Annotated in this window: 9 protein-coding genes; 8 read left to right on the top strand and 1 reads right to left on the bottom strand. The window is 42.5% G+C overall.

Translation table 11 applies throughout. The features are described 5' to 3' along the window. The first annotated feature begins 24 nt into the window (after nucleotides 1-24). Nucleotides 25-522 carry a type IV secretion protein Rhs gene (locus VLA57_RS07155; protein WP_333954722.1) on the top strand — a complete coding sequence of 166 codons (498 nt, stop codon included), beginning with the start codon at nucleotides 25-27 and terminating at the stop codon, nucleotides 520-522. A 100-nt stretch (nucleotides 523-622) separates the two neighbouring features. Then, nucleotides 623-1588: a hypothetical protein gene (locus VLA57_RS07150; RefSeq protein WP_333954721.1), complete on the top strand. Its 966-nt coding sequence runs from the start codon at nucleotides 623-625 to the stop codon at nucleotides 1586-1588. A 79-nt stretch (nucleotides 1589-1667) separates the two neighbouring features. Here the strand turns inward: VLA57_RS07150 and gltA are convergent, their stop codons facing one another. Next, nucleotides 1668-2948 carry a citrate synthase gene (gltA, locus tag VLA57_RS07145; protein ID WP_011512481.1) on the bottom strand — a complete coding sequence of 427 codons (1281 nt, stop codon included), beginning with the start codon at nucleotides 2946-2948 and terminating at the stop codon, nucleotides 1668-1670. Nucleotides 2949-3979: 1031 nt separating this feature from the next. Between gltA and sdhC the strand changes: the two genes are divergently transcribed. The 6 genes from sdhC to odhB all read left to right on the top strand — a co-directional run bounded on the left by sdhC (nucleotide 3980) and on the right by odhB (nucleotide 12803). Next, on the top strand, nucleotides 3980-4366 hold the full coding sequence (sdhC, locus tag VLA57_RS07140; protein WP_011512482.1) for a succinate dehydrogenase, cytochrome b556 subunit: 387 nt from the start codon (nucleotides 3980-3982) through the stop codon (nucleotides 4364-4366). A gap of 17 nt (nucleotides 4367-4383) precedes the next feature. Then, a complete protein-coding gene (gene sdhD / locus VLA57_RS07135) occupies nucleotides 4384-4770 on the top strand; it encodes a succinate dehydrogenase, hydrophobic membrane anchor protein (RefSeq protein ID WP_262880863.1) in 387 nt (128 codons plus the stop codon). 177 nt (nucleotides 4771-4947) lie between these two features. Next, the gene (gene sdhA / locus VLA57_RS07130) at nucleotides 4948-6798 is read left to right on the top strand and encodes a succinate dehydrogenase flavoprotein subunit (protein WP_011512484.1); all 1851 of its coding nucleotides are present in this window, start codon (nucleotides 4948-4950) and stop codon (nucleotides 6796-6798) included. A 207-nt stretch (nucleotides 6799-7005) separates the two neighbouring features. After that, nucleotides 7006-7716 carry a succinate dehydrogenase iron-sulfur subunit gene (locus VLA57_RS07125; RefSeq protein WP_333954720.1) on the top strand — a complete coding sequence of 237 codons (711 nt, stop codon included), beginning with the start codon at nucleotides 7006-7008 and terminating at the stop codon, nucleotides 7714-7716. 813 nt (nucleotides 7717-8529) lie between these two features. Continuing rightward, entirely contained in the window at nucleotides 8530-11415 is a 2886-nt protein-coding gene (locus VLA57_RS07120) for a 2-oxoglutarate dehydrogenase E1 component (protein WP_333954719.1), read from the top strand. Nucleotides 11416-11570: 155 nt separating this feature from the next. Then, on the top strand, nucleotides 11571-12803 hold the full coding sequence (odhB, locus tag VLA57_RS07115; protein WP_333954718.1) for a 2-oxoglutarate dehydrogenase complex dihydrolipoyllysine-residue succinyltransferase: 1233 nt from the start codon (nucleotides 11571-11573) through the stop codon (nucleotides 12801-12803). Nucleotides 12804-12894: the final 91 nt, after the last annotated feature.

Here is a 12894-nt window from a genome sequence, read left to right as displayed (position 1 = left end):
CACAGATAAAGGATGATAGTAGTCATGTTGCAGTCGATTTTTAAGCGTCTATTAAATCGTAGTTCAGCATCTGCTAACTTAGTAACTGCTAAACAACAAGCGCGGTCTCTTACTGAAGGTGAAATTACTCTTGCACGTTCGGTTTTTGGTGACAGCCTCAGACTTGATGACGTTCAGCTGAAAACAGCATGGTGGGTACTCAAACATTACGCTGTGAGTCCTAATGGTCATATTTATTTTCATGCATCAGATTGGATAGATGATTTTAGCCAAGCGCCATTGGGCAAACAAGGTTGGCTGATACATGAGTTGACACATGTGTGGCAGCTGCAACAAGGCTTGAAGGTGGTACGCGGTGCTATTATCGATCGTCGCTATAATTATGTACTAGAGATGGGTAAGCCTTTTCTTAAATATGGTATCGAGCAGCAGGCACGCATGGTACAAGACTATTTTGTCCGTCGTCAGCGCGGACAATACTGTCAAGATCTTGCAGGCTGCATTCCATTTTTAGTGGTTTAATTGCGACTAATCTTGAGCCTAGTAGACCATGCCGCGACTGATTCTTAACCTCTATATAGCTATGTGATATTTTTGTTTTTAACACAGGAAATAAATTCAGATGTTTAAATTTTGGCTAGTAGAACATGATAATGGTGTTTATGGTAACCTTACCAATAAAGGTATTGAGTGTCCACAGCACTCAAATGCCTTACTGGCGGCGGCATTGACTGGTGTCTTATTGTTAAGCGGATGTCAGCAGCAAGCAGCAGAAGAAAATGTAGCGGATAAGCCCCAAACCAGTGAGCAAACAAGTGAAGAAGACAGCCAACCGATGGCGCAAAGTGATTCTGCTGCAGCACGTATTGAGCAGTTCCAACCTTTATATGTTACCCAGTTTCAGGCATTGCAGGGGCGTCTGCAAGCAGAGTACGAGTCGCTACAAGCTGCTGATATTGCAGACAGTGAAAATGCTTTATTAGTCGATGAGCCTACTGTTGCAACTGGCAATAATCAGCCAGCTAACAACAGCGATCAAGGAGCTATAGCTGCTACGCCACAACTAACACAAGATCCGGTAGCAGCTGCAAAGGATGCAGCAAATGGCAACTCTGTGACAGATACTGAAATAAACGATGAAATTAACACCAGTACCGAAGTTGGTGAGCGCGATTTAACGGTGTTAAAGCGTATTAGCTTAGAGCCACGTAAGCCTGTGATATTAACTGAAAAGCAGATTATAGAACGCTATGAGCAAGCAATGGAAGCGCTTTATCAGCCAGTGACCACGCCACTGAATGCGCAGGATACGGATACTTTGATTAATATCGCAACCTTAGTACCACAGCTTTTTGAAGATGCAGAAATTGCTGGCAGAGTCAGTGCTAAAAGCCCTGCATTGGCACGTTTAATTATTCAGCATCAAGTTTGGGAGCAGATAGAAGCCCAGCAAGTACTAGATATGCAAAAAATGAAACAAACCCAACAACAAGAATTTGAGATGCTGATGGCGAAATTCAATGAAACGATTGAAGGTTATGATGAACAAATCGCTAAATATGAGCAAACGTTAAAAGAGTTTAAGTAATCCGTTAAATTTAGCCATAAAAAAATCTCGCACATGGCGAGATTTTTTATGGCTGTTTATTTTTACACATGCTTAATTACTATTTACGGTCTTCAACTTTAACGAAATCGCGCTGCGTTTCACCAGTGTATAACTGACGTGGGCGACCGATTTTGAACGGTGCGCTGTGCATCTCTAACCAATGGCTGATCCAACCAGAAGTACGAGCTAGTGAAAAGATAACGGTAAACATTGACGTTGGGATACCGATGGCTTTAAGGATAATACCAGAGTAAAAATCAACGTTTGGATACAAGTTACGCTCAACGAAGAACGGGTCTTCTAAAGCGATTTTCTCAAGTGCCATAGCAAGCTCAAGCTTAGGATCATTGATACCCAATGCGCCTAGTACTTCGTCACAAGTCTCTTTCATCACTTGTGCACGTGGGTCAAAGTTTTTGTAAACACGGTGACCAAAGCCCATCAGTTTCACTTCACGGCTTTTCACTTTTTCCATAAACTCAGGAACGTTTTCTACTGAACCGATTTCATCTAGCATCTCAAGTACGGCTTCGTTAGCGCCGCCATGTGATGGTCCCCAAAGGGCGGCGATACCAGCAGCGATACAAGCGTAAGGATTGGCGCCAGTAGAACCTGCTAGACGTACGGTAGACGTTGAAGCATTTTGCTCATGGTCAGCATGCAAGGTGAAGATTTTGTCCATAGCACGCGTGATAACGTCGTTGGTTTTATAATCAACATCAGCAGGGGTTGCAAACATCATGTATAAGAAGTTTTCCGCATAATTGAAATCATTACGTGGATACATGAATGGTTCGCCTTGTGAGTATTTATAACTCATTGCCGCAAGTGTAGGCATTTTAGCGATGAGACGAATCGCGGTAATTTCACGATGTTCTTCATTGCTGATGTCTAAATCTTCATGATAAAACGCAGATAAGGCACCAACGACACCAACCATAATTGCCATTGGATGGGCGTCACGACGGAAGCCTTCAAAGAACTTACGCAATTGATCATGAACACCAGTATGCTTACGAATTTTTTCAAAGAAATCGGCTTTTTGCTCAGCGTTAGGCAGATCACCATGAATCAGTGCATAAGCCACTTCTAGATATTCTGCATTGTTTGCTAACTGGTCAATAGGATAGCCGCGATGCAATAGCTCGCCTTTACCACCATCAATGAAGGTAATTTTCGATTCGACAGGAGCAGTTGCCATAAAGCCTGGATCATAGGTCCAGTAGCCAGCTTGTTGGAAAGCAGCAACTTCGATAACTGACGGCCCTAAAGTACCTTCAGTAATAGGAAGTTGGTAGTCCTTACCATCTACGGTCAATGTGGCTTGATTATCAGCCATAATTTAATCTCCATTGTTTTAACTTGTTAGAACAAAAATAATAGTGACGCACACCCTCGCATCATAAATAGTCAAATGGCCAAAATGAATGTGACCTATTTAATATGCAGGCTATATTAGCAGTTATTACTTAAGTTTTGAAAAGACTTTTACTTGCTAGACCACCAATAGACGTGCGCTAGTAGTGCTTATCGGTTGTAAACTTTGTATCAAAATATGTCTAGTAGGTAATTTGACTGTAAACCATCTTATTTATCATAGCGTAATGATTATTATTAACCTAGATATAAAGAGACAGCTTTAAACAAGTACTCTTCTGAGATATCTTCTAATATTTACTATAAAACAGACAGAGCATCATTAGCTGATACATTCGTTTAGCTTTATAGGTCACTAAGCCTGAGTAATACTAATGAATTCATATTGCAAATAGCCAGTTTTTTGTTAATAAATCTCTAATAACCACTATTTAGGGGATAAATTTGTAATTAGGGCTCAGTCATTTTATAATTAGAGGGATTTAACTGGCACTAGCTTTGCGCAAATTGATGACTTGTCCTAATAAAGTAGGTAAGGGGCTTTGCTCCACTCATACTTTGTTACGATTGAATAATCACTTTGTAGACCAAGACCGAGCTTATCGCTTGAATATTCTTGTTAACTGTTCTATTTTTAAATAGCCTACAGTGAAGTTTACCTTAACAAAAAAGGATAACATAGAGATGACTCCATGGCGTTGTCTTTTTTTTGTTAATGGGAACCAGTAAAAATAGAATAGTTAATCGATTTATCCCGTGCTTCGTTTTGTGGTCTGTTAATATGTAGAAAGCTTATTGTTGAAAGGGTTTATTGAGCAATAGTTGAATGCCCATAATGACCCTGTCAATCTCCGTATACTTTCAGATTTAGCGCAAATTAAATGACGTCAGCTAGCTCTTCCTTCCTTACTTTATTCGTCTTGTGTGGTGCTCAGTGTATTTGGCAGACGATTGCTAAATCATAAGTAACTACCAGACATAACCGCAAAAAGGATGCCCGCTGTGAAAAGCAACCGACCTATTGATCTGCCCCTCAGCCAAGTGATTAGTGTTAATCGATCACCGATTGCGATTGCTTCAATCTTGCATCGTATCTCTGGCATCATTTTATTTTTACTTATTCCAGTCATGCTGTGGTTATTGCAGAATTCTTTGGCATCGCCTGAGAGTTTTGAAACCGTTTTTGACAATGTTTTAGTGCGCTTTTTGGCATGGATTTTCGTCGCCGCCATCGCTTATCACTTTGTGATGGGTATGAAGCATTTATTTGCTGATATGGGCATGAATGAAGAGCTGAAATCTGGCCGTGCTGCCTCTATGATCAGCTTTGTAATTGCAGCGATATTAATAGTCGCGTCATTTGTATGGGTGATGTTCTAATGAGAAACGATTCAGGAATAAAAAGCGCAACCAGTCTAACCGGCTCAGGCTCACGTGATTGGATAGTCCAACGTATCAGTGCGGTGGTCTTAGCAGTTTATAGTGTGGTGCTATTGGGCTTCTTTTTGACCCATGGCGATGTGAGCTACACGGAATGGTCAAATTTTATGACCAGCTTACCGATGCGTCTATTTAGCTTAGTAGCAGTTCTAGCCCTTGCGGGTCATGCATGGATTGGCATGTGGACCGTATTCACAGACTATATCACTACCGGTAAATTGGGCGCGAGCGCAGCTGGCCTACGCTTGGTCTTACAGACATTAATGATTATTGCCGTTTTTGTATTTTTATTCTGGGGCATCATGATTTTTTGGGGTAACGGCTTCGGTGTCGTTGCTGTTTAACGCTCAGATAGATATGCACATTTTAGTAAGTGGTTGAAGGCGGCTTAGATACCCAGTTATATACAATGACATCATCCATATCCGTGCTTTGAGTCGATGATTCAGCTCGGATAAATAACTGGTTAAGCAGTCCTTATATTTACTTCGCAAGTATTAACAGGCATTAGGAAAACCGTAATGGCAACTAGACAAGACAATACCATTAGCAATATCAAAACCCTAAACTATGACGCGGTCATCGTTGGTGGTGGTGGTTCAGGTATGCGTGCATCATTGCACTTAGCTGAAGCCGGCATGAAGGTTGCAGTCTTAACCAAAGTATTCCCAACCCGCTCGCATACCGTTGCAGCTCAGGGCGGTATCGGTGCAAGTCTCGGTAACATGAGCAACGATAACTGGCATTTCCACTTTTATGATACCGTTAAAGGGTCAGACTGGTTGGGTGACCAAGACGCGATTGAGTACATGTGCCGTGAAGCGCCAAAAGTAGTATACGAGCTTGAGCACATGGGCATGCCGTTTGACCGTAATGAAGATGGCACAATTTATCAGCGTCCATTCGGTGGTCATACCTCAAACTATGGCGAAAAAGCCGTACAGCGTGCTTGTGCTGCTGCTGACCGTACCGGTCACGCGCTACTACATACGCTATATCAAAAAAACCTACAGCAAGGTACTGAGTTCTTTATCGAGTGGATTGCCCTTGATTTGATCAAAGATGAAGCTGGTAATATCAATGGCGTTATCGCGATTGAACAAGAAACTGGTACGGTTGCTGTATTCCAGTCACCAATTACTGTCCTAGCGACAGGTGGTGCTGGTCGTATCTTTGCCGCATCTACCAATGCTTACATCAATACAGGCGACGGTATTGGCATGGCAGTTCGTGCTGGTATTCCATTACAAGATATGGAATTTTGGCAGTTCCATCCAACCGGCGTTCATGGTGCAGGCGTACTATTGACCGAAGGTTGCCGCGGTGAAGGCGCTATCTTACGTAATAAAGATGGCGAAGCGTTCATGGAGCGTTATGCGCCAACGGTTAAAGACTTAGCACCACGTGATTTGGTTTCTCGTTCTATGGACCAAGAAATCAAAGAAGGCCGTGGTTGTGGTCCAAATGCTGACCATATCGTGATGGATATGACGCATTTAGGCGTTGAAACCATCATGAAGCGTCTACCATCAGTATTTGAGATTGGTAAAAACTTTGCCAACGTTGACATCACTAAAGAGCCAATTCCAGTTATCCCAACCATTCACTATATGATGGGTGGTATTCCAACCACGATTCATGGTCAAGTGATTGTACCGGATCTAGAAGCAGGCACGGATGAAGATGGTCTATATGCAAAAGGCAACGTGGTTAAAGGTCTTTATGCAATTGGCGAATGTGCATGCGTCAGTGTCCACGGTGCCAACCGTTTAGGTACCAACTCATTGCTTGATTTATTGGTATTTGGTCGCGCTGCAGGTAAGCACATCGTTGATGAATTCCATCATGCGGATCATAACTATAAGCCACTTGATCCTCGCGTCCTTGATTACACAGTCGGTCGTTTAGACAAGCTGCAACAGTCAACTTCAGGCTACAATGCGCAAGACGTTGCCGATGAGATTCGTGCAACCATGCAAACGCATGCCAGTGTATTCCGTACACAAGCGATGATGGATGAAGGCGTTGCAAAAATCCTAGCGCTAGGCGAGAAGATTGATCAGATTCATTTGGCTGATAAATCACAAGTCTTTAACACTGCTCGTATTGAAGCCTTTGAAGTAGGCAATCTTTACGAAGTAGCAAAAGCGACGATGATATCAGCGGCCCAGCGTCATGAAAGCCGCGGCGCGCACAGTGTCTCTGACTATGATCGTCCTGAAGATGATGAATACGCACCAAACGGTCGTAACGATAATGATTGGATGAAGCATACCTTATGGTATTCTGAAGGCAATAAGATTATCTATAAGCCGGTTCGTAAAATTCCATTAACGGTTGATTATATCGAGCCAAAGGTTCGTGTCTACTAAGTCAGACGCCTTGCGCCTGACGTGTATAGATAGCATAAACGTTTTATCCTTTATTCATTTATTAAAAAGGTGACCGCCAGCTACAAGCTCATGCCAGCGCCCTATTAATCAGTATTTGATCATTCTTGTCAGTACAGATTAATAGCCAGCGCGACTATGTTGCAATCCTTGTATACCCGCCATCACCGACGTGTGGAGTTTAGCATTATGACCCGAGGTACTCGCACCATCGAAATCTATCGCTACGATCCTGATCTGGACGCAGCGCCGCGCATGCAAACTTATACGATTGAGCTACTAGACTCAGATCGTATGTTGCTTGACGTGCTATTACGCCTAAAGAAGGAAGATGAAACTCTTACCTTCCGTCGCTCGTGCCGTGAAGGCATCTGTGGCTCTGATGGCATGAATATTAACGGTAAAAATGGTCTAGCATGTTTGATCAACATGAATACTTTGCCAGAAAAAGTAACCGTTCGTCCGTTACCAGGTTTGCCAGTGGTTCGTGATTTGGTCGTTGATATGAACCAATTCTACGAGCAGTACGAAAAAGTACATCCATTCTTAATTAACGATCAGCCAGCGCCTGCGACTGAGCGCTTGCAGTCACCTGAGCAACGTGACAAGCTAAATGGTTTATATGAATGTATCTTATGTGCCTGCTGTTCAACCAGCTGCCCGTCATTCTGGTGGAATCCTGATAAGTTCTTAGGACCATCAGCACTACTGCATGCTGATCGTTTTGTTTCTGACAGCCGTGATAGTGATACGCGCGCGCGTCTGGCTCGTTTAGACGATCCATTCAGCTTATTTCGTTGCCGCGGTATCATGAACTGCGTATCAGTATGTCCAAAAGGCTTGAATCCAACCAAAGCTATCGGTCATCTTCGTAATTTGTTGCTTGATCAAGCAGGTTAATATACCTTTTAGCCTCAATTAGCTTTATAATAGCGCTATAAAAAAACACCACCTAAGATAAGGTGGTGTTTTTTATTCGTTAAAATAAGCAAAACAATAGCGTAAAGTCACCATGCTTGTTAAGTCGTCTTAGAACAATATTTGAATTTGCATCAGAATAATCATGGCAAGTAAGGCCATACTAACAATACGTTGCTTATATGTAAGACAACCTGTTATCTGCTCCATCTGCCTATATAATTATAAGTAGTAATGGCTAAGCATAAAAAATGCATGGTTATTATAAGATTATAGGGGTGAATGACGATGATAGAAGGTATATAATACTGAGGTTAAAACGGATGCATAGCAGTAATGTGTGAATATGCAGGAAGTCAATCACCTATGAATTGCGTAAAGTGATAATAGATATTCATTGTGTAAATACTTAGTATTGAACAAACAAACTATGGCTGCAATTGTTGCCATGTTACGCTATACGGCAGTGTATCATTTGTCAAATAGTCATTGTAGAGCTACAATAGCCAAGTTATTCAGCAGAAATGGCTTGTAAATAAGCCAGCTGAACAAAAAAAAATTAAAAAAATGCTATAAATAACAATTTAGTTATAACTTGTAGCATTATATATAAATTAATGTTTTGCGACGAGCGACATCAGAAAACTGAACGTTCACAAATAATTTGAATGGTGTTCTATGTTGATTGTTCATTGTTAAAAGGCTATTTATTCAATAGCTGAGCCGCCTGTATACAACAGATTTTACAATAATAAGCACGATTCCATTCATTTATCTATCAAATAGACGATTATTATGAATAGTATAACTAAAGAAGCAGCGAGCGTAGATCAAACAGAGTTGGCCGCTGATAACGCCAATTATATTGATATTCTCTACGAGCAATACCTAGAAGATCCTAATAGTGTTGGCAGCGATTGGCAAACGTATTTTGAACAATACAAATCGCCAAATGATGCGCCGCATAACGCCATTAAAGACCAGTTTTTATTATTAGCGCGTAATCAGACGGCTAATAAGGTCAGCACCGACACCAGTAGCGCGACTACTCGTCATAGCAACAATGTTGGTGACAATAAGCAAATGGGCGTACAGCAGCTCATCTCAGCTTACCGTCGTCGCGGTCATCGCCGAGCGCAGTTAGATCCATTAAGTCTACACCCACGTGCGGAAGTAGAGGATTTGACCCTTGCCTATCACAATCTTTCTGACGCGGATCTAGATACGGTATTTCCTACTAATGATCTAAATATCGGTAAAAATGAAGCACCGTTACGTGAAATCATTGAAATCATGGAGCGCGTCTATTGCCGTTATATCGGTACAGAATATATGCACGTGACTACCAGTACCGAAAAACGCTGGATGGAAAAATATTTAGAAACCAATCTGGGTCATATCAAATTTGATCAAGAAAAGCGCTTGTCTATTCTTGAGCGTTTGACCGCAGCGGAAGGTTTAGAGAAGTACCTTGCGCGTAAATATACCGGCGTGAAGCGTTTTGGTTTGGAAGGTGGGGAGAGCTTTATTCCAGCTATCAATGAAATCATCCAACGTGCTGGCGGTTATGGTACAAAAGAGATGGTCATTGGTATGGCGCATCGAGGGCGTTTAAACTTATTGGTCAATATCTTGGGTAAAAACCCTGCCGATTTGTTTGATGAATTCGATGGTAAAGTACAGCCCGAAAAAGGTTCAGGCGACGTAAAATATCACAATGGTTTTTCATCGAACGTGATGACACCAGGTGGGGAGGCGCATTTAGCGTTGGCATTTAACCCGTCACATCTTGAAATCGTTGCGCCAGTATTACAAGGCTCAGTACGTGCGCGTCAAGTACGTCGTAATGATCAGCCACTTCATGAAAATAAGACGGGCAATTCAGTATTGCCAATCGTCATTCATGGTGATGCAGCGTTTGCTGGTCAAGGCGTGGTACAAGAGACATTTCAGATGTCACAAACCCGTGCGTATACGACGGGCGGCACCATCCATATTGTGATTAATAACCAAGTTGGTTTTACCACCAGCCGTCAAGAAGATGCACGCTCAACTGAATACTGTACTGATGTGGCAAAAATGGTTCATGCGCCAATTTTGCATGTCAACGGTGATGATCCTGAGTCTGTGGTATTTGCCGCGCAATTGGCGTTAGATTATCGTCATGAGTTTGACAAAGACATCATTATAGATCTCTTCTGCTATCGCCGTAACGGTCATAATGAGGCGGATGAGCCTTCAGCGACTCAACCACTCATGTATGCAGTGATCAAAAAGCTACCAACGACTCGTACTATTTACGCAAAACAGTTAATCGAAGAAGGTTTGCTGAGTAAAGAAGATGAAACGCGTTTAGAAGATGAGTATCGTGAATCATTAGACCGCGGTGAATATGTTGCCAATTCATTAGTAAACGAGCCTAACGAGCAGCTATTTGTCGATTGGAAACCTTACTTGGGTCACGATTTGGTTGATGATTGGGATACCAGTGTCGACATCGAAGTGTTGAAAGGCTATGGTCGCCGTATGGCACAAATGCCTGAAGGTTACAAACTACAGCGCCAAGTACAAAAAGTGGTTGAGCAGCGCTTAGCGATGCAAACTGGCGAAGAGCCCTTAAACTGGGGTGCAGCTGAGACATTGGCATACGCATCACTGGTTGATAATGATAAAGTGCTGGTACGTATTACTGGTGAAGATGTAGGGCGTGGTACGTTCTCACATCGTCATAGCGAGCTATATAATATTGAAGATGGCAGCATGTATGTGCCACTTGCTCACCTGAGTGAAGATCAAGCACGCTTTGCCACTTATAATTCATTGCTATCAGAAGAAGCGGTACTAGCTTTTGAATATGGTTATGCGACCACGGTGCCAAATGCATTGGTTGTTTGGGAAGCTCAGTTCGGTGATTTTGTTAACGGTGCTCAAGTAGTTATCGACCAATTCATCGCGAGTGGCGAGACCAAATGGCAGCGCGTTTGCGGCTTAACCATGTTATTGCCGCATGGCTTCGAAGGTCAAGGTCCTGAGCATTCATCAGCCCGTCTTGAGCGCTTCTTGCAGTTATGTGCTGAAGACAACATGCAAGTCATCACACCAACGACGCCTGCACAGATTTATCATGCGCTACGTCGTCAAGCGGTTCGCCCGATTCGTAAACCGTTAATCGTGATGTCGCCAAAAAGCTTGCTACGTCATAAGCTTGCAACTTCTCAATTAGAAGAATTGGCAAATGGTAAGTTTGAAACCGTGTTGCCAGAGATGGATCAGCAAAATCCGGACAATGTGACTCGTATGGTGCTATGTGGCGGTAAAGTTTATTATGACTTGCTTGAGCAGCGCCGTGCTTTAGGTCTAGACCATGTAGCAATCGTTCGTATTGAGCAACTCTATCCTTTACCAGAAAAACGCTTAATTGCTGAAATTGAAAAATACAGCAACTTAAAAGAAATCGTTTGGACGCAAGAGGAGCCTTTGAACCAAGGCGCTTGGTATTACTTAGCACCGCATATGTTCCGCATTGTTGTACCGCATCCAACCAGAGCAAAAGTGATGGAGCCAGTTGCACGTCCTGCAAGTGCAGCGCCTGCGACAGGATCAGCAAAATTACACGTTAAGCAACAACAAGATTTAATCGCTGGTGGTCTTGGTATCAGTGTAGATGAGCTGTCTATTTAATAGCTCATCTAAATAACAGATTGTATGTAATCAATGAATCAGGCGATGACAGTCAGTACCCAGTGAGACAATTTAAATATCACATTTTAAATGGCACTGACTGCCTATCACGACTTAATTATAAATAGTAATATCCAAATCTAAGGAGTATATCGATGGCTGAAATTAAAGCCCCCGTTTTTCCAGAATCGGTTGCCGATGGTACAATCGTTGAATGGCATGTCACTGAAGGTCAGCAAGTAAACCGTGATGACCTATTAGCTGAAATCGAAACTGATAAAGTTGTATTAGAAGTGGTCGCGCCTGATAACGGTGTTGTAACCCGAATCGTTAAGCAAGTAGATGACACCGTATTGTCTGATGAGCTGATTGCCGAATTTGAAGCTGGTGCTAGCGCCAGTGCTGAAGATGCTCCTGCCGTTGATCCAGATCAACCAGCTGCGCCAGTACAACCTAAGCAAGCAACAGATGGCGGCGAGCCAGTACAAGCGTCTGCTGAATCTGATCATAAAGATCAAAGCCCTGCAGTGCGTAAAGCAGCCAAAGAGTCTGGCGTAGATCCTAAAAACGTCGAAGGTAGTGGTCGCGGCGGTCGTGTGACTAAAACTGACATGTCAAACCCAACGTTGAAAGCGGACAGCTCAATCACTTCTGATAGTGGTCGTCCTGTTGCTGAAGCAGTTGGCGAGCGTACTGAAAAACGCGTACCAATGACACGTCTACGTAAAACAATCGCGAATCGTCTGCTAGCTGCTTCTCAAGAAACAGCAATGTTAACGACGTTTAACGAAGTCAACATGAAACCGTTGATGGACATGCGTACTAAGTATAAAGATCAGTTTGAAAAGCGTCATGGTACACGTTTAGGCTTTATGTCGTTATTTGTAAAAGCGGCGACTGAAGCACTAAAACGCTATCCAGCTGTGAATGCATCATTAGACGGTGATGATATCGTTTATCATGGTTACTATGACATCGGTGTTGCCGTATCTTCTAACCGTGGTCTAGTCGTACCAGTACTGCGTGATACTGATCGCATGAGCATGGCAGATGTTGAAGCCAAGATTCGTGAATTTGGTGGTAAAGCACAAGAAGGCAAACTTGGTCTAGAAGACATGGTTGGCGGTACATTTACCATCTCAAACGGTGGTGTATTTGGTTCACTGATGTCAACACCTATCTTGAACCCACCACAAACAGCTATCTTGGGTATGCATGCTATCAATGACCGCCCTATGGCAGTTAATGGTGAAGTTAAAATCTTGCCAATGATGTATCTTGCCCTGTCTTATGACCATCGTATGATTGATGGTAAAGAAGCGGTACAATTCTTAGTAACACTGAAAGAATTGGTTGAAGACCCTACTATGCTACTTTTAGATCTTTAAGTTTTTAGGCTTGTATTAGTAATGACTGATACAAGCTTTTTAGCTTTGTATAGATTATCTTTTAATGCCTTTTAGCTTTTTCAGTTCTATC

Source organism: Psychrobacter sp. S4(2024) (genome assembly GCF_036861305.1).
In the GTDB taxonomy this organism is placed as follows: domain Bacteria; phylum Pseudomonadota; class Gammaproteobacteria; order Pseudomonadales; family Moraxellaceae; genus Psychrobacter; species Psychrobacter cryohalolentis.
Note: the sequence above shows the minus strand (reverse complement) of the source record. Positions and strands in the feature narration are given on the sequence as shown.

Bases quoted from the DNA above. Each gene is read 5' to 3' on its own strand.
- VLA57_RS07150 (WP_333954721.1), top strand. From the start codon at position 623: ATGTTTAAATTTTGGCTAGTAGAACATGATAATGGTGTTTATGGTAAC.
- sdhA (WP_011512484.1), top strand. From the start codon at position 4,948: ATGGCAACTAGACAAGACAATACCATTAGCAATATCAAAACCCTAAAC.
- odhB (WP_333954718.1), top strand. From the start codon at position 11,571: ATGGCTGAAATTAAAGCCCCCGTTTTTCCAGAATCGGTTGCCGATGGT.
- VLA57_RS07125 (WP_333954720.1), top strand. From the start codon at position 7,006: ATGACCCGAGGTACTCGCACCATCGAAATCTATCGCTACGATCCTGAT.
- gltA (WP_011512481.1), bottom strand. From the start codon at position 2,948: ATGGCTGATAATCAAGCCACATTGACCGTAGATGGTAAGGACTACCAA.
- sdhC (WP_011512482.1), top strand. From the start codon at position 3,980: ATGCCCGCTGTGAAAAGCAACCGACCTATTGATCTGCCCCTCAGCCAA.
- VLA57_RS07120 (WP_333954719.1), top strand. From the start codon at position 8,530: ATGAATAGTATAACTAAAGAAGCAGCGAGCGTAGATCAAACAGAGTTG.
- VLA57_RS07155 (WP_333954722.1), top strand. From the start codon at position 25: ATGTTGCAGTCGATTTTTAAGCGTCTATTAAATCGTAGTTCAGCATCT.